Source organism: Lentzea terrae (assembly GCF_003265345.1).
Classification (GTDB): Bacteria; Actinomycetota; Actinomycetes; order Mycobacteriales; family Pseudonocardiaceae; genus Lentzea; species Lentzea terrae.
Genome location: NZ_QFWW01000030.1, coordinates 141,571 through 162,251, shown reverse-complemented (window position 1 = coordinate 162,251; position 20,681 = coordinate 141,571). Strand labels below are relative to the sequence as shown.

The 20,681-nt window shown below is 68.0% G+C and carries 19 protein-coding genes; 11 read left to right on the top strand and 8 right to left on the bottom strand.

The features are described 5' to 3' along the window. The 4 genes from DI276_RS37825 to DI276_RS37810 are packed head-to-tail and all read right to left on the bottom strand — an operon-like array spanning position 1 to position 4,894. The gene (locus tag DI276_RS37825) at positions 1 to 1,146 is read right to left on the bottom strand and encodes a CaiB/BaiF CoA transferase family protein (protein ID WP_112272746.1); all 1,146 of its coding nucleotides are present in this window, start codon (positions 1,144 to 1,146) and stop codon (positions 1 to 3) included. Then, entirely contained in the window at positions 1,143 to 2,264 is a 1,122-nt protein-coding gene (locus DI276_RS37820) for a Glu/Leu/Phe/Val family dehydrogenase (RefSeq protein WP_112272745.1), read from the bottom strand. The genes DI276_RS37825 and DI276_RS37820 overlap by 4 nt, the downstream gene beginning before the upstream one ends. Positions 2,265 to 2,268: 4 nt before the next feature. Beyond that, positions 2,269 to 3,429 carry an NAD(P)/FAD-dependent oxidoreductase gene (locus tag DI276_RS37815; protein ID WP_112272744.1) on the bottom strand — a complete coding sequence of 387 codons (1,161 nt, stop codon included), beginning with the start codon at positions 3,427 to 3,429 and terminating at the stop codon, positions 2,269 to 2,271. Next, positions 3,410 to 4,894 carry an aldehyde dehydrogenase family protein gene (locus tag DI276_RS37810; RefSeq protein ID WP_112272743.1) on the bottom strand — a complete coding sequence of 495 codons (1,485 nt, stop codon included), beginning with the start codon at positions 4,892 to 4,894 and terminating at the stop codon, positions 3,410 to 3,412. The genes DI276_RS37815 and DI276_RS37810 overlap by 20 nt, the downstream gene beginning before the upstream one ends. Positions 4,895 to 4,976: 82 nt before the next feature. Here DI276_RS37810 and DI276_RS37805 point away from each other — a divergent pair, with 82 nt between their 5' ends. Together DI276_RS37805 and DI276_RS37800 are read left to right on the top strand one after the other, a co-directional pair. Then, positions 4,977 to 5,894, top strand: coding sequence for a LysR family transcriptional regulator (locus tag DI276_RS37805; protein WP_112272742.1), 918 nt, complete (start codon positions 4,977 to 4,979; stop codon positions 5,892 to 5,894). A 7-nt stretch (positions 5,895 to 5,901) separates the two neighbouring features. Further along, the gene (locus DI276_RS37800) at positions 5,902 to 6,630 is read left to right on the top strand and encodes a HEAT repeat domain-containing protein (RefSeq protein ID WP_157985198.1); all 729 of its coding nucleotides are present in this window, start codon (positions 5,902 to 5,904) and stop codon (positions 6,628 to 6,630) included. A gap of 8 nt (positions 6,631 to 6,638) precedes the next feature. Here DI276_RS37800 and DI276_RS37795 read toward each other — a convergent pair whose 3' ends face one another. Genes DI276_RS37795 through DI276_RS37785 form a run of 3 tightly spaced genes read right to left on the bottom strand, consistent with a single transcriptional unit; the run spans position 6,639 to position 10,144 of the window. Further along, positions 6,639 to 7,124, bottom strand: coding sequence for a DinB family protein (locus tag DI276_RS37795; protein ID WP_232837200.1), 486 nt, complete (start codon positions 7,122 to 7,124; stop codon positions 6,639 to 6,641). Between the two features lie 24 nt (positions 7,125 to 7,148). After that, complete coding sequence (locus tag DI276_RS37790) at positions 7,149 to 8,528, bottom strand: glycosyltransferase family 39 protein (RefSeq protein ID WP_112272740.1); 1,380 nt, start codon at positions 8,526 to 8,528, stop codon at positions 7,149 to 7,151. A 29-nt stretch (positions 8,529 to 8,557) separates the two neighbouring features. Beyond that, a complete protein-coding gene (locus tag DI276_RS37785; protein ID WP_112272738.1) occupies positions 8,558 to 10,144 on the bottom strand; it encodes a thiamine pyrophosphate-binding protein in 1,587 nt (528 codons plus the stop codon). A gap of 555 nt (positions 10,145 to 10,699) precedes the next feature. On the opposite strand from DI276_RS37785, the gene DI276_RS37780 reads away from it, so the two are divergent. The 4 genes from DI276_RS37780 (at position 10,700) to DI276_RS37765 (ending at position 13,331) form a co-directional block, all read left to right on the top strand. Continuing rightward, positions 10,700 to 11,056 carry a PLDc N-terminal domain-containing protein gene (locus DI276_RS37780; protein ID WP_112272736.1) on the top strand — a complete coding sequence of 119 codons (357 nt, stop codon included), beginning with the start codon at positions 10,700 to 10,702 and terminating at the stop codon, positions 11,054 to 11,056. A 59-nt stretch (positions 11,057 to 11,115) separates the two neighbouring features. Further along, on the top strand, positions 11,116 to 11,658 hold the full coding sequence (locus DI276_RS37775) for a signal protein (RefSeq protein WP_157985197.1): 543 nt from the start codon (positions 11,116 to 11,118) through the stop codon (positions 11,656 to 11,658). Between the two features lie 200 nt (positions 11,659 to 11,858). Next, the gene (locus DI276_RS37770; protein ID WP_112272732.1) at positions 11,859 to 12,677 is read left to right on the top strand and encodes a hypothetical protein; all 819 of its coding nucleotides are present in this window, start codon (positions 11,859 to 11,861) and stop codon (positions 12,675 to 12,677) included. Between the two features lie 42 nt (positions 12,678 to 12,719). Further along, positions 12,720 to 13,331 carry an ANTAR domain-containing response regulator gene (locus DI276_RS37765; RefSeq protein ID WP_112272730.1) on the top strand — a complete coding sequence of 204 codons (612 nt, stop codon included), beginning with the start codon at positions 12,720 to 12,722 and terminating at the stop codon, positions 13,329 to 13,331. On the opposite strand, the gene DI276_RS37760 is transcribed toward DI276_RS37765, so the two are convergent. After that, entirely contained in the window at positions 13,312 to 14,802 is a 1,491-nt protein-coding gene (locus DI276_RS37760) for a hypothetical protein (protein WP_157985196.1), read from the bottom strand. The two genes, DI276_RS37765 and DI276_RS37760, sit on opposite strands and share 20 nt — an antisense overlap. Positions 14,803 to 15,177: 375 nt before the next feature. Here DI276_RS37760 and DI276_RS37755 point away from each other — a divergent pair, with 375 nt between their 5' ends. The 5 genes from DI276_RS37755 (at position 15,178) to DI276_RS37735 (ending at position 20,637) form a co-directional block, all read left to right on the top strand. Then, on the top strand, positions 15,178 to 16,401 hold the full coding sequence (locus DI276_RS37755) for a branched-chain amino acid ABC transporter substrate-binding protein (RefSeq protein ID WP_112272726.1): 1,224 nt from the start codon (positions 15,178 to 15,180) through the stop codon (positions 16,399 to 16,401). 78 nt (positions 16,402 to 16,479) lie between these two features. Next, positions 16,480 to 17,394 (top strand): branched-chain amino acid ABC transporter permease, encoded by a 915-nt coding sequence (locus DI276_RS37750; RefSeq protein ID WP_112272724.1) that lies wholly within the window; start codon positions 16,480 to 16,482, stop codon positions 17,392 to 17,394. Further along, positions 17,391 to 19,118 (top strand): branched-chain amino acid ABC transporter permease, encoded by a 1,728-nt coding sequence (locus DI276_RS37745; RefSeq protein ID WP_112272722.1) that lies wholly within the window; start codon positions 17,391 to 17,393, stop codon positions 19,116 to 19,118. Before DI276_RS37750 ends, DI276_RS37745 begins: the two co-directional genes overlap by 4 nt. Further along, positions 19,115 to 19,924, top strand: a complete 810-nt coding sequence (locus DI276_RS37740) for an ABC transporter ATP-binding protein (RefSeq protein WP_232837199.1) — start codon at positions 19,115 to 19,117, stop codon at positions 19,922 to 19,924. The genes DI276_RS37745 and DI276_RS37740 overlap by 4 nt, the downstream gene beginning before the upstream one ends. Then, entirely contained in the window at positions 19,921 to 20,637 is a 717-nt protein-coding gene (locus tag DI276_RS37735; RefSeq protein ID WP_112272720.1) for an ABC transporter ATP-binding protein, read from the top strand. The genes DI276_RS37740 and DI276_RS37735 overlap by 4 nt, the downstream gene beginning before the upstream one ends. Positions 20,638 to 20,681: the final 44 nt, after the last annotated feature.

Below are 20,681 nucleotides of genomic sequence, written 5' to 3'. Positions count from 1 at the left end.
TCACTGCTCCAGCTTCGGCGGGCGCAGCCGGTAGGTGACCGGCGTGCGCGACAGGCGGATGGGGTTCGCGACGAGCGTCATGTCACCGATCGTCGCGGTGGGGTTGAGGTCCAGCGACTCGGCCAACGCGAACGCGTGCGCGATGTCGTTCACCGGACCGCACGGCACACCGAGCGGTGTCAGGGTCTCGAACCAGTGCTGCGCCGGACGCGTCCGCAGCCGCGCCTGGAGAAGCTCGAACAGCTCGTCGACGTGCTCGACCCTCGCCGAGTTCGTCACGAACCGCTCGTCCGTGGCCAGCTCCGGCACGTCGAGCACCGAGCACAGCCGCCGGAACTGCCGGTCGTTGCCCACCGCGAGCACGATCGACTGGTCAGCCGTCGGGAACACCTCGTACGGCGCGATCGACGGATGCCGGTTGCCCATCGGCTCCGGCACCGAGCCCGCCAGCGTGAAGCCCGCGCTCTGGTTCACCATGCTGGACAACAACACCGACAACAGGTCCAGCTCGACGAGCTGCCCCTGCCCGGTCGCCTCCCGGTGCCGCAACGCCGCCAGGATGCCGACGCAGGCGTGCAACCCGGTCAGCACGTCGACCAGCGCCACACCGGTCTTCACCGGCGCGTCCGGACCGGGCCCGGTCACGCTCATCAGCCCACCCACGGCCTGCGCGAGCAGGTCGTAGCCGGGCAGGTCCGCGCCCTTGCCCGAACCGAACCCCGAGATCGAGCAGTAGACGAGGTCGGCACGCCCCACCGACTCGTAGTCCAGCCCGAACTTCTTCATGGTGCCCGGCTTGAAGTTCTCGACCACCACGTCCGCGCGCGCGATCAGCTCGCGCGCCTGCTCCCGGCCTGCCTCGGTCGACAGGTCGATCTGCACGGACGTCTTGTTCCGGTTGACGGACAGGAAGTACGTCGCCTCGCCCTCGAAGTGCGGCGGGCCCCAGGTGCGGGTCTCGTCGCCACGGCCCGGCTGTTCGACTTTGATGACCTCGGCGCCGAGGTCGCCCAGCATCATCGTCGCGTACGGGGCGGCCAGCACCCGGCTGAAGTCCGCGATCACGACGCCGTCGAGCGACCGGGCTGGTGTTTCGGCGCTGCTCTCGGCTGCCGCGTCGTTCGTGGCGCCGTCGGGCGAGCTCATGCGACCCGCCCCCGCAGCTTCATCGCGGCCAGCACGCGTTCCTGCGCCAGTTCGCGCGCAGCCACGTGTGTTGTGGTGCCACGATCTCGGGCTGCTGCGACGATGTGCGACGCGTTCGCCCTCAGCTTCTGCGACACCGCGTCCAGCACCGTCGCCGGGTTCACCGGGAACGGCGAGTACCGCGCGTCCATCCCGAAGGCCGCTGCTACGACGCCACCGGCGTTCGCGATGAAGTCCGGCACGACCGTGATCCCGCGTGCGGCCAGCACCTCTTGCGCCGCAACGGAAGTCGGCAGGTTCGCGCCCTCGACCACCAGGGTGGCGGCGAGCTCGCCCGCGAGATCCGCGTCGATCACGTCTTGCAACGCGGCCGGCACCAGCACGTCGCACGATGCCCGGAGTTCGGCACCCAGTGCCTGCACCGGGCCGTACTCCTTGACCGCCAGATCACCGGACGACGCCCGCAAGTCCAGCAGCCGGGCCACATCCAGGCCGTTGGGATCCACCAACGCGCCGTGCACCGACGACACCGCGACGACGACTGCACCCAGTTCGGTGAAGCGTCGGGCTGCCGCGGCACCAACCGCACCGAACCCTTGAATCGCGACGCGCTTGCCGCGCAACGAGATCAGTTCGTCCGCCACCTCGGCCACGCCAAACCCGGTGACGCCCAGCTCGTCGTACGGAAGACCGCCGAGTTGAGCCGGTGCGCCCATCATAGCGCCGCGGTCCGACAGTTCGTCCTGGACGATCGCGGCGTCCCGTTCGGTGAGGCCCATGTCGAGACCGAGCACGTACTCCCGCGGCACCTCGTTGGAGAGCTTGCGCGCGAACGCACGCAGCGCCGCTTCCTTGTCAGGGGACGACGGATCGAACACGATCCCCGCCTTCGCCCCGCCGAAGAACAGGTCGACGCCCGCCCACTTCCAGGTCATCACGCGCGCGAGCCGGGCGATCTCCGCGACGGTCACGCCGGGGCTCATCCGCGTGCCGCCCTTGCCCATGCCGCGCGCGGTGTTGTCGATGACGAGCACACCCTTCATGCCGGTGCGCCGGTCGGACACGCAGACGACCTTCTCAGGTCCCCACTCGTCCATGAGCTGGAGAACGTCCATCATTCCCTCACACGCAGTTGAGTTCGGGCCGCGCCTGGTCGGCGGCGAACCGGGAGGCGTCCAAACTGGACACGTCGACGAAGGGCTCGCGATCCAGCACGAGGTCGCGCACGACCTCCCCGACCGCGGGGCCCTGCAGGAACCCGTGCCCGGAGAACCCGGTGGCGTAGAAGAACCGGCCCACCGAGCCGATCAGCGCGTTGTGGTCGGGCGTGACCTCGTAAAGCCCGGCCCACCCGTTGCGCACGCCCACGTCCAGCAGTCGCGGCGCCCGCCGTTCGATCGCGGCGGTCAGCCTGGGCAGCCACGCGTCGGACATGCCGAGCTTGAAGCCCGGCGTCTCGTCCGGATCGGACATGCCGAACAGCAGCCCGGGGCCTTCGCGGTGGAAGTAGAAGGTGCTGCCGAAGTCGATGGTGAAGGGGGTCACCCGATCGTGTAGCTCGGGCATGGGTTCGGTGAACATGATCTGCCGCCGCAGGGGAGAAACCGGCAGGTCAACGCCCACCATCTCGCCGATCGATCTTGACCAGGCTCCCGCCGCGCAGACCAGATTCGGCGTCGAAACCTCGCCGCGGTCGGTCTGCACGCGAAAAGTGTCAGACCCCGTCCCTACGATCGATCTCACGGTGGTTCTGGTGTGGAAACGGACACCGAACCGGCGGGCCGCGGTGGCATAACCGAGGACCACGGACTCCGGAGTGCAGTGTCCGTCGTCCGGCGAGTAGGTCGCCGCGAGCAGGCCGTCCGTTTCGATCAACGGCGACATCCGTTGCGCTTCCTCGACAGTCAGCATTCGACTGCGCACTCCGAGGGAGTTCTGGAGGTCGACGTTGCGCTCGAACGCCGTGACGTGTTCCCGAGAAGAGAGGAGGAACAGGTAGCCGACCTGGTGGAGATCGATCTCCTGCCCGGGACGCTGCGGAAAGCGCTGGAACGCTTCGAGTGATCGGGCACCGAGCCTGATGTTCAGCTCGTCGGAGAACTGGGCGCGCACTCCACCCGCCGCTTTGCAGGTGGAGCCGGAACCCAGCTCGTCCTTCTCGACGACCACAACATCCCGGACGCCTACCTCGGCGAGGTGAAAGGCGATGGACGTGCCGATGACCCCGCCGCCGATGATGACGACCTCGGCCTGATTTGGTAGCTCAGGCGAGGCGGAAGTCAAGGTTCGCCCCGATCTCGAGCGTGTCCATCTGCGCCTTCTGCAGCTTCCCCGAGTAGTCCCAGTTCATGGACTGCCAGCGGGTGAACTGATCGAGCACCCACACGCCCGACTGCCGGGAGCCGTTGCCGCTCTTGCCGTTTCCGCCGAACGGCAGGTGCGCTTCGGCCCCGGACGTCGAGTTGTTGACGCTCACCATGCCGGCGGAGATGCCGGCGCGGAACCGGAAGGCCTTGTTCGGGTCCGTGGTGTAGATCGAGCACGACAGGCCGTAGCCCGGCTTGTTGCCCAGCTCGATCGCCTCGTCCAGGTCCGAGTACTTCATGACGCCGACGATCGGGCCGAACGTCTCCTGGAGGAACAGCTCGTCGTCGGCACGCACACCGGAAACGATTGCGGGGTGGTAGAAGAAGCCGTTCGCACCAGTGAAACCGTTGCGCGGGCTGGAATCCGTGATGCGGCCGGTCGGGCCGTGCACCGTGTGGTGCTCGCCGACCCAGCCGAGGTACTTCTCGTACGCCAGCGCGAACTTCTCGTCGAGCAACGGTCCGTACAGGACATCGCCGGTCGGGTCGCCCACGGTGGCGGCGGCGACGGCGGCGACGAACCGGGACAGGAACTCGTCGTACACCGACTCGTGCACGATCGCCGTGCCGAGCGAGGTGCACCGCTGGCCGGCCGAACCGAAGCCGGCGAACAAGGCACCCTGCACGGCCAGGTCGAGGTCCGCGTCCTCGGTGACGACCATCGGGTTCTTGCCGCCCAGCTCCAGGCACGGCGTCTGGAGGTGGCGCCCGCACAGTTCGCCGATCCGCACGCCGACCTCGCTGGACCCGGTGAAGCCGACCTTGTCGACCAGGCCCTCCTGCAGCGCCTGTTCCAGTCCGTTGAACGTCTCCGACCCCTCGGCGAAGACGATCTCGAACACGCCGCCCGGAATGCCGGCGGCCTGGAACACGTCGTAGAAGGCCTGGGCGGACGCGGCGGAGTACTCGGCGGGCTTCCACACGACGGAGTTGCCGCACAGCAGCGCCGGGATGATGTACCAGGACGGCACGGCGACCGGGAAGTTGCCGGCGGTGATGATGGCCGCGACGCCGACCGGGTTGCGGAAGGTGAAGAGCTGCTTGTCCGCCATCTCCGACGGCACGGTGTGCCCGTAGAGGCGCCTGCCCTCGCCGACGAAGAAGTTGCAGGTGTCCACGATCTCCTGCACCTCGCCGCGTGCCTCCGCGATCGGCTTGCCGATCTCGCGGGTCACCAGCTGGGCGAGCGGCTCGAAGTTGGCCTCGACGAGCCTGCCGATGTTGCCGATGACCTGTCCTCGGACGGGCGCTGGCACGCGGGCCCACGCGCGCTGTGCCGCCTTCGCCCGCCGTGCTGCGTCGACGAAGGTGCGGCTGGTCCCGAGCTCGATCTCGGTGACCACGTCGGAGGTGTTCGACGGGTTCGTGGAGACATAGGCCATGCATCCCACCCTGGTAGTTACCCGGTGGTTCCGCCAGGGGTTGCAGAATGAAACCTCGCGACGTCGAGCATAAGCTGTCCTGGTGCTCAACCCGGTGCATCTCCGCACGCTCGTCGAGGTCGTGAAGACGGGTTCCTTCGCCGAGGCGGCTCGTCGGCTCGGCTACACGTCGTCGGCCGTGTCGCAGCAGATCTCGGCCTTCGAACGGGCGGTCGGCGTGTCGCTGTTCGAACGTGAGGCGCACTCGATCAGGCCGGCCAGCGCGGCGCTGCTGATCGCCGATCGCGGTGGCGAGCTGCTCGCCGCGTTCGACGGCTTCGAGCACGAGGTGAAGGCGATGGTGCAGGGCCTGCGCGGCCGCCTGCGCATCGGCACGTTCCCGACGGCGAGCTCGCGGGTCGTGCCCAGGGCGCTGGCGAAGCTGTCGGCGGACCTGCCCGACGCCGAGATCCGCCTGGACGAGGCCGAACCGGAGGACGTGCTGCCGCTGGTGCTGACCGGCGAGCTCGACCTGGCGCTGGTCTACGCGTACGACCTCGTGCCGCAGAGCTGGCCGGAAGAATTGACGGTGCTGCCGTTGCTGGACGAGTCGCTCCTGATCATGGTGCCGGCTGAGCACCCGGCCGCGAAAAGCAACGTCAAACTCGAAGATCTCAAAGACGAACGCTGGATCGCGTCACGCGACGGCACATCCGGTGCCACCTGCCTGACGCGACTGTGCGCGGCGTCTGGGTTCGCGCCGAAAATTGCTTTCAGAAGCAACGACTACGAGGTCGTGCAGTCCCTGGTCGCGGCCGGTGTCGGCGTCGCGCTGGTGCCCGCGCTCGGGTACAAAGCGCTACCGGGCACGCACGCAATGCCGTTGCGTCACAAGCCTTTGCGCAGGCACGTGCACGTCGTCCACCGCACCGCGAATACCAACCCGCTGCTGCGTGACGCGGTAAACGCTCTCCATGAAGTTTGCCAAAACGCTGTGGGCGGCTACATATATCAGCCATGATGGAGAAATGGGGGAACTCAGCAGCGATGGGGCGCTGGCTGGGATCCGGGACTGGGGTTCGCCGGATCTGCGTGCGCACATCAGAATTCTGATCGACAGCAACGAACCGCTGGTCGAGGAAATCATCCTGGACAGCCTCGATGACGCGGGCCCGGCACGTCCGCTGCTCTGCCGGGTGCTGGCCGAACGCGATCCGTACCGCGACCCGCGGTACGCGCTCCGCCATTTCTACGAGGCGACCGACGGCCCGATCCGCCGCTGGCTCGGCCACGAGGTCTACCGCAGCCCGTGGGTCTGGCTCTACGGCATCACCAGGCTGCGCAACGCCAACCCGGTCGAGCGCATCACGCCGGACGCCACCCACTGGCTCGCCACTCGCCGCCAGATAGCGGTCATGGCTCTGGGCGACACCGCCGACTCGGCCGCTCTTCCGCCGATCATCGGCCGCCTGCGTGACGCGAAGTGGTGGGTCCGGACCGAAGCGGCCGCAGCGATCAGGCGCCTTGCGAAGTCCGGCGTCCAGGTCGGCTCGGCGGCCGAGGCGTTGGTCAGGTGCCTGCACCACGACCGGCAGGAGGTCATCGAGCAGGCGGCCGCCTCGTTGGCACTGCCGGCACTGCGCGAGCGCCTCCTCTGGTCGCGGGCAACCCTCATGCCGTTGGCGGGTGCGATCGTCGACAACGCCCTCGACGGCGTGGTCGCACCGCTGGTCCCGCTCTGGCCGGGCGAGGACTGAGCGTTCGGCTACTCGCCGGTCTGCCCGTCTGCCAGTTCGCGGAGCAGATCGAGGTGGCCGACGTGGCGCGCGGTTTCCTGCGCGACGTGGGCCAGGATCCACCGCACGGTGCGTTCGCCGTCGGCCGCCGTCGCGTCGGGGTCGAGCTTCTTGAGCTCCTCGGCGTTTGACCATTCCTCGCGGTACGTCTGGATGAGCGACTCAGGTGTGTCGTCGTCGGTGAGATTCCACGACGGGTCGGGGTTGCCCTCCCACAGCGACGGCAGGTCCAGGCCCGCGCCCGCGATGCCCAGCCAGTAGCGCTCCACTGCGATCAGGTGCTTGAGCACGCCGAGTGCGGTGAGCTTCGGCGACGTCGGGATGGGGGCGGCTGCGGCCTGGTCGCGGGTCAGCCCGTCGACCTTCATTACGGCGGTCTTGCGCAGGAAGTCCAGGAACTCCCAGGCGAGCACGCCTTCGTCCGTGGCGAGGTTGGTGGGCCAGGTTCGGGTCACCGAGTGCTCCAGTGTCCTAAGTGGTCAGTAGTAGTGGCGGAGTGTCGGCCAGATTTGTTCCCATGTTCCCGCTGGGGCCGTGCACGTCCACAGCTCCGTGCCGTCTTCTTCGTTCTCGATGACGTTGCGGTGCTCGGCCACGCGCCTGCACCCGTCGAACGGCAACCTGCTGAATCCGACGAGCAACACCTTCTTGTCCAACGTCTGGGGCGGTCCCCAGTCGTAGAAGGACATGTGACCGGAGTACACGGGAATGTTCGTGTAGGCCTCGATCGCGCCGGCCTGGCCGTAGTTGCGGGTGATGACGATGGGGCGGCCGTTCGCCTGCCACGCCTTCTGGACGGTGCCCGCGAACTCGGGCCAGCCGACCTGCTCACCCTGTTCGGGGTTGATGGCGATGACCGGCGCCAGGGCGCTCGCCGGCAGGATCGGCAGTGAGCCGACGAGGGTGGGCGCGACGCTCAACGCCACGAGCACGCCGCCGAGGGCCTTGCGGCGCAACAACCATTCCTGGCTCTGGCGGGCGCCCGCGGCCACCAGCACGAGGAGCAGCGGTACCGCGTAGTACGGCTTGCCGCCTGCTGCGAGACAAAGCACGCACAGCACCGGGTAGGCGAGCGCGAGCGAGCGGAACGTCCTGTCGCGCCAGAGGTTCCGGAAGCCGACCACCCACACCGGTACCAGGAACGGCGACAGCATCAGGATCTGCATGGGGATGAACATGATGCGGTTCTCGGCGCCGTCGTCCTCGCTGATGCCGCGCGCGACCGTGAGCAACGGGAAGCCGTGCAGCGCCTGCCAGATCACGATCGGCGCGGCGATCACCGCGCACACCGCCACTCCGGCCGGCAGCCACCAGGTGCGGAAGACGTCGCGCGGCCCGGTGATGAGCAACGCGACCGCCAGCGCGGCGAGGAGCAGGAGCACCAGCCACTTGTTGGCGAGCCCGACCCCCGCGGTCGCGCCGAGTGCGAGCCACCAGCGGCCGTCTCGCGTCTTCAGCAGCTTGACCGCGAAGTACCCGATGAGCACCCAGATCAGCAGGTCGACGGTGGCCGTCGACAGCATGTGGCTCACCGCGAGCACGAACGTCGACGTGGCCGACGCGGCGGCCGCGAAGACCGCGCCGCCGCCGAGCTCCTTCGCGATCAACGCGACCACGACCGTGATGGCGAGCGCGAGGAGCGTGGCGATCACCCGGAGGCCGACCGGCGTCGCACCGAACAGCTCGGTGCCGAGGCGGGCGAGGAGCGGCGTGATCGGCGGCTGGTCCACGTAGCCCCAGTCGGGCCGCTTGCCCGCCGCGATGAAGTAGAGCTCGTCGCGGTGAAACCCGTACTGTCCTGACAACGCGGTCAGCACCACTGCCTGCACAGCGAGCACGATCCCCAGCCCACGTCTCATGGGCCGGACGGTACCGAGCAGACCTTTGATCAAGTGGTCGTTTTGCGATACCAGCGGGGTGAAGTGTTGACCGGCGGCTTCAGACCCGCGTTGACGACGATCATGTTGGGCCCGTTGGAGTTGGCCAACGCCTCCGGCAGCCCGTCGAACCCGTCGAGCGTGACCGAGGGAATCCCGAAGCTCTCCGCGAGCTTCGCGAAGTCGGGCCTCGTCAGGTCCACGCCGCTGATGGCGTGGCCGGCGATCTGCTGGTCGTACCGCAGCATGCCGTACCCGCCGTCGTCGACGAGCACGATCGTCAGCGGCAGGTTCTCCTGCCGCAACGTCGCGAGGTCGCCGCACGCGAACAGGAACCCGCCGTCGCCCACCACCGCGATGGTCCGGCCGTCGACCGCCGCCCCGATCGCCGCCGGGAAGCCGAACCCGAGCGTGCCCCACCCCACCGGGTACGCCAGTCCGCGCGGCTTGGTGACGTGGTGGAAGCCGCCGATCCAGTAGCCGGGGATGCACATGTCCGCGACGATCGTGGCCTGCTCACCTGCCAGCGCCTGCAACAACTTCGCGGCTTCGGGGGAGTCTGCCTCGACCAACGCCTGGACTTCCGCGTTGACCGCTTCGACGTCGACGGCAGCTTCCTTGTCGGCCACTCGAGCCGCGAGCGCCTCGGTGACCACCGCGGCGTCGCCTTCGATCGTGACGTCCGCGGCGTAGTTCTTGTTGGCCTCGGCCTTGTCGATGTTGATCGCGAGCAGTCGAGGTGGCTTGGGCTGCAACCAGTTCTGCGTCATCATGCCGTCGAAGTCCGTGCCGATGGCGATCACCAGATCGGCCTCGTCCCACAACTTCCCGACCGGCGGTGCGTGCACCGGTCCCCGTACGACGTACTGGCTGTCCGTCAGCCCCCGCGCCCCGTACGTGGTGACGATCGGCGCTTTGAGCTTGCGCGCCAACGCCCCCACCGCGGCACCCGCGCCCGACCGCGCCGCGCCGCCGCCCGCCCAGATCAACGGCCGCGCAGCCTGGGCGATGAGCTTCTCGGCCTCAGTGAGGTCCGGGACGGCGTGGGCCTGGGCAACCTTCGTCGGCGCGTGGTTCGGTGCGTCGGCGGAGAGGAAATCCGTTGGTACACCGAGGTAAACCGGGCCGTGCGGGCTTTGGGTCGCCGCCTGGACCGCCTTGTCGGTGTACGCAGCCAGCTCGTGCGCGGCCGGTACGTCGAACGACGCCTTGGTGACCGGCCCGAACATCGCCTTCTGATCGCGCGTCTCGTGCAGCACGCCCCGGTACACGCCAGGCTGCCGGAGCGTCGACGGGATGTCCGTCGCGATCACGAGCACCGGACTGCCCGATGCCCCCGCCTCGCCCGTGGCGCCGAGCGTGTTCGCCGCGCCAGGCCCGGTGGTCACGACCGCCACACCGAGTTTGCCCGTCGCGCGTGCGTAGCCATCGGCCGCGTAGACCGCCGTCTGCTCGTGCCGCACGCCGATCATGCGGATGCTCTTGTGCTTCTCGAGTGCCTCCCAGATCGTGAGGTTGTGCACGCCGGGCAGGCCGAACACGACCTCGACGTCGTGCGCGGCCAGCACTTCCAGCAGACTCTCGGCTCCCCTGGGCATGGTTCGACGCTAAGGCTCGCTTACGACGGCGGCAACGGTCGTGCAGCAGGTCTGGTGCTCAGCCTCACCAGCGGCACGGCTCGTGTGAACGTTCCGGTACTCGCGGCGGGATCGACTCGCGGAAAGTGTCCGCGGTTCGATCAGGCCGCGTACGGAATCGAGCAAGCCGAATCCCGGGCCGGTGTCGCGGCGCACCCGGAATTCGACCCGAGCCACCGCGTCTTTTCACCCTCTGGGGTGAATTGGTTGCTCGGGTCGGCCCATGGCGGCAGATCTGTTCAGCTGAGCGCGCGAACCGGTCACCGATGCTTGCCCGACCCGCGTGGCCAGTCGAATTCCACCTCAGGTATGACTGCTACCAGCCGTGACGTCGTCGCAGGTCGTGCCGGTGCGGAAATGGCGGAAGGAAATGCGCCTGTTAAGACGAGGTTGCCGCTCTTGTTTCCGTGAACTTCATGACTGTGCGAATTGGGCTGGTGATTGAAGGGCCAACCATGTTCAGGGCGTGGCCCCTTGTGTCACGATGTGCGCGACCGCACGACCTGGGGGTAGGAGATGCTGTACTTCGGTGGCCTGTTCGGAGTGGTGATGTTGTGTCTGACGATCTTCGCCGTCGTGGATGTGATCACGACCGACGAAGGCTCAGTTCGTCATCTGCCGAAGATGTTGTGGCTTCTTCTGGTCTTGCTGTTCCCGTTGGTGGGCTCGATCGCGTGGCTCGTGGCGGGCCGTCCGGTGGTGGGGACCGGACGCGCGCGCCTCGGTGCGTACGAGCGCGATGCTTCTGCTTTTCCCGAGTACAACCGGCCGGGGCGGTTCGCGGCCACCAGTGCTGACGACGACGAGGAGTTCCTGCGGCGCTGCCGTGAGCGCGCGGAGGAACAACGACGCAAGGGACGCGAGAATCAGTGAGGAAAGTCCTGCTGTTCTTAGGTGTTCTGCTGCTAGCCGGATGCGGAGGCAACGCGCAGATGGCGACGCAACCCCCGGCTCCCCAAACGTCCACATCGGACAAGCTGACACCGAGCGAGTTCCAGGCGCGCTGGTGGACGTGGGCCTCCCAGCCCGCCGGCAGCAACCCGGTGTCGGACACCTCCGGCCGGTTCTGCATGCGCGACCAGCCCGTCGAGGTCTGGCTCCTCGCCGGCTCGCTCGGCAACGGTCCCGTGGAACGGCAGTGCCGGGTGCCGGCCGACAAGCCGTTGCTCGCGCCCGTCGTGAACCTCGCGAGCGACGTCGCCGAGTGCGAGCGGTTCATGAAGAACGCCCAGGGCGAGGTGCTGATGGACGGCTCCACGCAGGCGTTGACGAGGGTCTCCGCCACGCCGTTCACCTACGAGGCGCGGGCGGGCAACCCGTTCGGCGCCCAGGTCGGCCGGGTCAACTCGGTCGGCTGCGGCCTGTACGCGTGGATCAACGCGCCCGCGTCCGGCGAGCACGAGCTGCAGATCCGCGGCTCGGCCGGCGGCAAGGAGGTCGACGTCAAGTACAAGCTCATCGTGGGCGCCGACTGAAAAACCGGGTGCAGCGGTCCGGTAACGTGGTTGGTGGCGTCCGAGCAGACGTGAGGCTGGAGCCGCTCCCCGGCAACGAGCGGCACACTCCGCCGCAGTGTTCAGGAACTCCTGCTCGCCGAAGCGAACCGACCACGTAGACGCGTGACACATGCGTCCTTGTCGTGCCGAGCCGGGCGGCGGAAACGAGGACTGCTGTCATGGCACGTCTGTCCAACACGGACCAGCTGGCCGATCTGCGGCGCACCTACACCGGCGAGAACCTCTCCCAGGCGGTGCCGGCCGTGCGCGCCGGGGAGCTGTTGCCCGACGCCACCACCGCGGCCCAGCGGCAACTGGAAGCCAAGGTGCTGCTCGCGGGTTGCACCGCGGCCAGCATGCTCCAGCTGATGCCGCCGGCGAGCATCATCAGGCCTGCGCACGCGTTCAAGACGGTGGAGCCGGGGGAGGCCCTCAAGCTCCACCTGAACGACCGCGCGCTCGGCCCGTTGCTGTTCGAGCTGCTGCCACGCACCGAAGCCGGCTACGGCATGGGCGTCGCAGGCCTGCGGCACCAGCAGTACCGGCGTTCGGCCGAACTGACCACGGGGGACGCGGGAGTGGTGCTCGTCGGCGTCGACGAGCACGCCTGGGACCTCGGCATGCGGTACGTGCGCTGGATGCACGAGTTCCGCGGCGTCGAGTACGCCGACGGCGGCGGCAGCGACGAGGAAACGGCAGAAGCGGCCACTGGGAGCGCTCTACTGCGCCGGGTACACCTGTGGCATGACGCGAGCTGGCTGCGAGCACTTCCGATGGGAACCGCGTGGTTCGTCGAGTGGGCCGGTGGTCCTGCCGAGGACGAGATCGGGGAGAGGCTCGCCCACCCGGAGTGCGGGACGAGCCGGGAGATCACGCTCCGCCGCACCGAAGCGCCCACCGAGGACGTCGACGAGGCCATGCGCACGTATCCGTGGCCTGAGGAGTTCGTGTCTGCCGTCACGGCCGCCGAGCCTGATCAGGGGTCTGCCCGCCGGTAGACTGCGCTTTCGCCCGCAGGAACAATCGTCAGGAGGACCCCGGTGACCCAGCAGGCTGCCGAGGCCCAAGCCGAAGCCACGCGCAAGGCCCCGCGCGTCCTCGTCGCCGAGGACGAGGCGCTGATCCGTCTCGACCTCGTCGAGATGCTGCGCGAAGAGGGCTACGACGTGGCGGGTGAGGCCGCTGATGGTGAAGAGGCCATCAAGCTCGCGACCGAGCTCAACCCCGACCTGGTGATCCTGGACGTCAAGATGCCCAAGGTCGACGGGATCGAGGCGGCGCAGCACATCGCGGGCAACCGGATCGCGCCGGTCGTGATCCTCACCGCGTTCAGCCAGCGCGACCTGGTCGAACGCGCCCGCGACGCCGGTGCGATGGCGTACCTGGTCAAGCCGTTCGCGAAGCGGGACCTGGTGCCCGCGATCGAGCTGGCCATCAGCCGGTTCAACGAGCTCGCGGCCCTCGAACAGGAGGTCGCCGGGCTCACCGAGCGCCTGGAGACGCGCAAGATCGTGGAGCGGGCCAAGGGCATCCTCATGACCAAGCAGGGTCTGAGCGAGCCCGAGGCGTTCCGGTGGGTGCAGCGCACCGCCATGGATCGCCGCACCACGATGAAGGCCGTCGCCGAGGCCGTCATCGAGAACTTCGGCTGAGCTCGACCCACGCGGAGTCCGTCTGCGCCTCGGGGTTCTCGGGGCGCAGGCGGACTTCGACGTTGTGGCTGCCCTTCAGCGAGAGCTGCAGCTCGTGCCGGCCACCGATCCCGCCGGGCATCGGCAGCGTTGCCACCCGTCCGCTGTCCACGTACACCTCAAAGCCCGCTATCGGCGCCACTGATCGCGCCGCAGCGGCATCGAGTGTGACCACCAGCGTCGCCTCGTTCGGGGTCACAGCGGTGAACTCAGCCGTCAGGACGGGCAAAACGGGCGCGGGCTCGTCCGGGGCGATCTCCAGCTTCTCCGGCGACTCGCCCGGCACCTCCAGGTAGCTCTCCAGCACCTGGGCCTGCGACGCGCCCGGCATGCGCAGCACGAACGGCGTCAGGGCGTCCGGTCCTGCCTGTCCGAGCAACGACGCGGGCACGTCGCCCTGGACCGTCAGCTCGCTGTCCTCTGCCCCGGACCAGTTGCTCACCACCGGCCGCAGCGGCACGCGCTCGGACCCGAGCTGCGCGACCAGTCCGTTCACGTCACCGCCGTCGCCGAGTCGGATCGTTGCCCGTAGTCGCGCCGAAGGGGCCCCACGCAACGGTGCGCGCGCCACGCCAATGCCCGGCGCCTCCTCGTCGGGCTCCAGCACGCGCAAAGTTCCCGCGATGACCGGTGTCTCGGTCACCTCGGGCACGGACTGGCGAACGGAGCCGGTCAGGCCCACCGTGTCGATCACCACGCGGCCCGGATAGGCCGGCTGTGGCGTCATGCCGATCAGCACACTCGCCTCACGCCACTGCGGCACGACGGACGACGCGGCGATCTGCGTGCCGTCTTGCAGAACGCGCACACCGGACCGTGTCAGCACTACTTCGAATCGATGCAGAACGCCCGCACCGCGTGTGCCTGGCGCAACCGAGTCGTCCACGACGACGCGAATCGCATCAGCGGGAGGTATGGGTCCGACGCTGTCCGGAGTCCCGGGAACGAGGTCGAGCACCAGCTTCCCGCGCGGCCCGGCTGCGTCCGTCACCACGGCCACCCGACCCAGCTCATCGGCCTCGGTCAGCTGCAACAGCGACCGTGCGCGCAACACCGCCGTGTCGTTCCCGCACGGCATGTCGATCACCAACCGGCCCCCGGACCCAGAACTCGGGTTCACGCAGCCGCGGCGGCCGCTGAAGTGGTAGCGGCGCTCCAGGAACGTGTCCTCGAAGTCGTCCACCGAGCCGAGGAAGGCCCTCCGCCACGTGTCGTCACCAGGGCGTTCTTCCGCCCGGACGGGAATCGAGCGCTGGCCGAACGCGTCCACGGCCCGCACGTCGGCCCGGCCTTTTCCAGCGATCTCCGGCGACGCGACGAGCCTGCCGAAAACCTCGTACCCGGCCGCGCCGGGCACGGGCGTCCACTGGATCCTGCCGTCGCTGCTCCAAACGGAGGACGGCGGATCGGGTGCGGCGTGTTGAGACGGCAACTTGACAAAATCCGCCGCGTAGCGCGTCAGTCGAATGGGCTCTGAGCTGGGGTTATCGCCGGGATCATCGGTCTGGCGCAAGATCAGGACCGCCGCGACGAGGACAGCGGCGGCGCTGACTGCGGCGATCAACCGGCGACGCGGAGTCATACGACCACGTTATGGCAGCCGTCCAAAGAGTGAACGCAAGTTACGGTATGTGACGTTGCTTAAGCCAAACATAACGCCGCGTTGCGTTATGGTCACGAGCCCATTGGCTTTGATGACTGCGGTCACAGTCATCGCCTAGGTTCCGGCCATCCCTCAGGAGAGGGTCGTGGAGCGGTGCGCGGAGAACTCGCGTCGCCGGGAGCAGGGATAGAGGAGGGACATCACGTGCGTAAGCACTCTGTGAAGTCCGCTGCGATTGTCGGCGCCACGCTGCTTGTCGTCGCAGCCTGTGGCTCGAACAAGGAAGAAGGCGGCACTGCGGGGGGCAGCTGCGACACGTCGAAGGGCACCTTGACCGTCGGTGTAGTCGCCCCGCTGTCCGGCAACCTGTCCGCTCTCGGCATCGGCATCAAGCAGTCCGCCGAGCTTGCCGTGGACGAGGCGAACCAGAAGTGCACGGTCAAGGGCTACAAGCTGACCGTTTCGGCTCAGGACGACGAGGCCAACCCCGCCAAGGGCGCCCAGGCGGCCACCAAGCTGTCGACCGACCCGAACGTCGTCGGCGTCGTCGGCACGCTGAACTCGTCGGTCGCCCAGACGGTGCAGCCGATCCTGCGGGACAAGAAGATCCCCCAGGTGTCGCCAGCCAACACGAACCCGACGCTGACCAGGGGCAACGACTTCCTGACCGCCCCGAAGCGCCAGTTCGACAACTACTTCCGCGTCTGTGCCACCGACGACCTGCAGGGCCCGTACGCGGCCAACTACCTCGTCGAGAAGGCCGGCAAGAAGAAGATCGCCATCATCACCGACGGCAAGACCTACGGCGCGGGCCTCGCGGCCGAGCTGACGAAGCAGGTCACCAAGAAGGGCGGCCAGATCGTCGGCCAGGAGACGGTCGGCGAGAAGGACACCGACTTCTCCGGCGTCATCGCCAAGGTCAAGGGTCTCGCCCCGGAAGCCGTCTACTACGGCGGTGAGTACCCGGCCGCCGGCCCGCTGTCGAAGCAGATGGCGAGCGCGGGTCTGAACGTTCCGCTGATGGGCGGCGACGGCATCTTCGACCCGAAGTTCATCGAGCTCGGCGGTAAGGAAGGCGACCTCGCCACCTCCGTCGGTGCGCCGACCGAGTCCCTGGCCACGGCCAAGGCGTTCGTCGACGCGTACAAGAAGAAGTTCGGCAAGGAGGACTACGCCGCCTACGGTGCGTTCTCCTACGACTCCACGAACGCGATCATCGGTGCCCTGGCCAAGACCGTCGACGGCGGTGCCTGGGACGAGTCGAAGCGTGACGCCATGCTGACCAACGTCGGCTCCTACAGCGGCTCCGGCGCCACCGGTGAGATCAAGTTCGACCAGTACGGCGACAGCACGAACAAGGTGCTGACCGTCTACTCGGTCACCTCTGGCAAGTGGAAGGACGTTCAGACCGGCGAGTTCACCGGCTGATCGACTACCTAGTCACTGAATGAAGTCACGGCGGGGGCGGGCGTTGTTTGCTCGCCCCCGCCGTCTACGGAGGTAGTCGTGTCAGTCCTGCTTCAACAGCTGGCCAACGGGGTGATCCAGGGTGCGTTGATCGCCCTGATCGCACTCGGGTACACCATGGTGTACGGCATCATCCAGCTGATCAACTTCGCCCACGGCGAGGTCTTCATGGTGGCCTCGTACGGAGGCCTCGCCACGTTCACGCTTCTTCCTGACGACCTCAAGAAGTCGCCTGCCGTGGCTCTGCCGCTCATGTTCGTCGGCGGCATCGTGGTGGCGGTCGTCGTCGCCGTGATCATGGAACGGTTCGCCTACCGGCCGCTGCGCAACGCGCCCCGGCTGGCCCCGCTGATCACAGCGCTCGGCGTGTCCGTCTTCCTGCAGGAAGCCGTGCGCGTGTGGTACCCCGACGCCACGTCGAACCTGCCCTACCCGAAGGTCTTCCCGGAGGGCGGCCTGTCGTTCGGCTCGGTCAACATCGCGTGGACCGGTGTGCTGCTCGTCGCGCTGTCGGTGGGCCTCTCGATCATCCTGCAGGCCTACATCAACAAGTCGAGGATGGGCCGGGCGATGCGCGCCACCGCGCAGGACCCCGACACCGCGAAGCTGATGGGTGTCAACCCCGACCGCGTGATCGTGCTGACGTTCATCTTCGGCGCCGTGCTCGCCGGTGTCGCGGGCGTCATGTTCGGCGGGTACCTGAGCAACATCAACATCGACATGGGCTTCCAGAACGGCATCTTCGCCTTCACGGCGGCCGTCCTGGGCGGCGTCGGCAGCATCCGCGGTGCGGTCATCGGCGCGTTCATCATCGGTCTGATCAAGACCCTGGCCGGTCAGTACATGCCGGGCGGCACCCAGTACGACTACGTGTGGATCTTCGTCGTGCTGATCCTCGTGCTCGTCTTCCGCCCGCAGGGTCTGTTCGGTGAGCCGGAAAGGGTGCGCGCATGAGCACGGTGGACACTTCTTCTGGCAAGCGATCCGCACTCGCACCCTTCAGCAAGCCGTTGGCGGCCGTCGGTGGCGTGCTCGCGATCGTCGCGGCCCTGCTGCCGTGGGTCACGTTCAGCCTCAACGACGGCAACTGGCCGGACAAGTCGACGCTGCAGTTCTTCGACGCGCCGTTCGCGCTCACCGGCTTCCGCTGGCACGTGTTGCTGCTCGGCGTCCTCATCCTGGTCGCGGCGTTCGCGCCGATCCCGTCCAAGGGCCGGGTCGTCCGTGCGCTCGGCTGGGGCCTCACCCTCGTTTCGTTCGTCAACGCCGCGTACATCACGGTCAAGGGCGGTGGCCTCGGCGCCATCACGGCCCTCGACGGCGCTGTGGCGTTCGGCAGCATCGTCGGTCTCGTGGCCGGTGTGCTGGCGATCCTGGCGGGCTACGGCATCGGCATCGAGCCGGTGGGCGAGTGGAAGGTCAAGGTCTCCACGCCGGTCGCGTACCTGGTGCTGCTGTTGTCGTTCGCGGCGGTGCTCTACGCCGTCGCCGCGATGCTGACCACCGGTGGCGTCGGCGCCTCGAACCCCTACGCGGGAGCGATCTTCCTGTCGTTCCTCGGGTTCGCCGCCGGTGTGCTCGGCGCGCTGAGCGGTGTCGGGTTCATCCGCTGGCTCTCGGCCCTGTCCGAGCAGCACCGCGTGTTCAGCGTGATCGTGCTGGCGGCGTGCGCGCTGCTGCTGCCGTTCACCGACGCGGGCAACGAGTACTGGATGACGGTCGCGGCGAACATCGGCATCTACGCCGCCACCGCGATCGGCCTGAACATCGTCGTCGGCCTCGCGGGTCTGCTCGACCTCGGGTACGTGGCGTTCATGGGCATCGGCGCCCTGGTGGCGGCGAACTTCTCCGGTGCCGCCACGGCGCACTTCGGCGTCACCCTGCCGTTCCCGGTGGCCGCGGTGATCGCGGCGGTCGTGGCCGGCATCTTCGGCGCGATCGTCGGTTCGCCGACGCTGCGGGTCCGCGGTGACTACCTGGCCATCGTGACGCTGGCGTTCGGTGAGATCTTCACCCGCTCCGCGCAGAACAACATCGGCGGTATCACCAACGGCTCCAACGCGATTCCCGGCATCCCGCCGCTGTCGCTGTTCGGCGCCGAGTTCAACAGGTCGGTCTCGTTCGGCGCGGTGAAGCTGCCGGCCGGTGTCCTCTACTACATCCTCATCGTGCTGCTCGTCGCGGCGACGATGGCGGTGTTCGCGAACCTCAAGTTCAGCCGCATCGGCCGCGCTTGGATCGCGATCCGCGAGGACGAGGACGCCGCCCGCGCGATGGGCATCCGCACCGGCAAGATGAAGATCCTCGCGTTCCTCATCGGTGCCATGCTCGCGGGCGTCGCGGGCGCGGTGTTCGCGCACAAGAACGGCACGGTGTCCTACGAGTCGTTCAAGTTCCTCGAGTCGGTCACGCTGCTCGCGGCGGTCATCCTCGGCGGCATGGGCTCGATCCCCGGTGCCGTGCTCGGTGCGGCACTGCTGTTCGTGCTGCCTGAGAAGCTGCGCGACTTCGAGGACTACCGCCTCATGATCTTCGGCCTCGCGCTGATCCTGATCATGCGGTTCCGCCCGCAGGGCCTGATCCCGGACCGGCACCGACGAGCAGAGCTCGCCGATGAGGACATTGGTGGTGCGCCTGTTGACGAGGTGCACGGGGTGCCGAAGGAGGCGAAGGCGTGAGCACGCCGGTTTTGGAAGCGCGCGACGTCTCGATGGTCTTCGGTGGCCTCAAGGCGTTGAAGAGCGTCACGCTGACGCTCGATGAAGGCAAGATCGTCGGCCTGATCGGCCCGAACGGCGCGGGGAAGACCACGTTCTTCAACTGCCTGACGGGTCTGTACACGCCGACGACGGGTCAGGTGCTGCTCAAGGGCAACGTCCTGCCCGGCGACCCGGCCCAGGTGACGGACGCGGGCGTTGCCCGCACGTTCCAGAACATCCGCCTGTTCCCCAGCATGACCGTGCTGGAGAACGTCATGGTGGGCCGCCACGTCCGGATGAAGCAGGGCCCGCTGGCCTCGCTGTTCCACGGCCCCGCCTATCACCGCGGTGAGAAGGCGGCGCGCGATCGGTCGCGGGAGCTGCTCTCGTTCGTCGGCCTGCGCAACGTCGACGACGAGCTCTCGCGCAACCTCCCGTACGGCGACCAGCGCCGTCTCGAGATCGCGCGCGCGTTGGCGACGGACCCGGCGGTGCTGCTGCTGGACGAGCCCACGGCGGGTATGAACCCGCAGGAGACGGAAGCGACGCAGCAGCTGATCTTCCGCATCCGCGACACGGGCGTGTCCGTCGTCGTCATCGAGCACGACATCAAGTTCATCTTCGGGCTGTGCGACTCGGTTTCCGTGCTCGTGCAGGGCGAGCTGCTCGTCGAAGGCAGCCCCGAAACCGTGCGGGCGGACCCGCGGGTGGTCGAGGCCTACCTCGGCAAGCCGCCGGAGGAAGTTCAGCACGACATCGAGGCAGCGAAGGGGGAGCAGGCATGACCGCGCTGCTCGAAGTCCGCAACCTCTCGGTCTCCTACGGGGCGATCGAGGCCGTCCGCGACATCTCGTTCACCGTCGAGGCCGGCCACATCGTGTCGTTGATCGGCGCGAACGGTGCGGGCAAGACCACGACCCTGCGCACGATCTCGGGTCTGCTGCGGCCGACGGCCGGCGAGATCCTGTTCCAGGGCAAGCCGATCCACAGCGACCCGGCGCACGCGATCCTCGGCGAGGGCATCGCCCACTGCCCCGAGGGCCGGCGGCTCTTCCCGCGGATGACCGTGGAGGAGAACCTGCACCTCGGCGCGTACGTCCGCAAGGACGACGGCGTCGCGGCCGACATGCAGCGCGTGTACGACCTCTTCCCCGTGCTGGGGGAGCGGCGGCACAACAAGGCCGGGCTCTTCTCCGGTGGTGAGCAGCAGATGCTGGCCATCGGGCGCGCGATGATGTCCAAGCCGCGGTTGCTGATGCTCGACGAGCCCTCGATGGGTCTCTCGCCGATCATGACGCAGCGCATCTTCGACACCATCAAGGAGCTGCAGTCGTTGGGCACCACCATCTTGCTGGTGGAGCAGAACGCTCTGGCCGCTCTCGCCCTGTCGGACTACGGGTACGTGATCGACCTCGGTCGTACCACGCTGTCCGACACCGGTCATGCATTGCTGGCCGACCAGCGGGTGCGGGACGCGTACCTGGGTGAGTCGCACTAGGTTTCGGTTGTGGGAGCGGGGCGGAGGGATTGTCCTCCGCCCCG

Coding starts and splice junctions, on each gene's coding strand:
- DI276_RS37825 (WP_112272746.1), bottom strand. CDS start 1,146: ATGAGCTCGCCCGACGGCGCCACGAACGACGCGGCAGCCGAGAGCAGC.
- DI276_RS37820 (WP_112272745.1), bottom strand. CDS start 2,264: ATGATGGACGTTCTCCAGCTCATGGACGAGTGGGGACCTGAGAAGGTC.
- DI276_RS37810 (WP_112272743.1), bottom strand. CDS start 4,894: ATGGCCTATGTCTCCACGAACCCGTCGAACACCTCCGACGTGGTCACC.
- DI276_RS37800 (WP_157985198.1), top strand. CDS start 5,902: ATGGGGGAACTCAGCAGCGATGGGGCGCTGGCTGGGATCCGGGACTGG.
- DI276_RS37790 (WP_112272740.1), bottom strand. CDS start 8,528: ATGAGACGTGGGCTGGGGATCGTGCTCGCTGTGCAGGCAGTGGTGCTG.
- DI276_RS37785 (WP_112272738.1), bottom strand. CDS start 10,144: ATGCCCAGGGGAGCCGAGAGTCTGCTGGAAGTGCTGGCCGCGCACGAC.
- DI276_RS37780 (WP_112272736.1), top strand. CDS start 10,700: ATGCTGTACTTCGGTGGCCTGTTCGGAGTGGTGATGTTGTGTCTGACG.
- DI276_RS37775 (WP_157985197.1), top strand. CDS start 11,116: ATGGCGACGCAACCCCCGGCTCCCCAAACGTCCACATCGGACAAGCTG.
- DI276_RS37770 (WP_112272732.1), top strand. CDS start 11,859: ATGGCACGTCTGTCCAACACGGACCAGCTGGCCGATCTGCGGCGCACC.
- DI276_RS37745 (WP_112272722.1), top strand. CDS start 17,391: ATGAGCACGGTGGACACTTCTTCTGGCAAGCGATCCGCACTCGCACCC.
- DI276_RS37735 (WP_112272720.1), top strand. CDS start 19,921: ATGACCGCGCTGCTCGAAGTCCGCAACCTCTCGGTCTCCTACGGGGCG.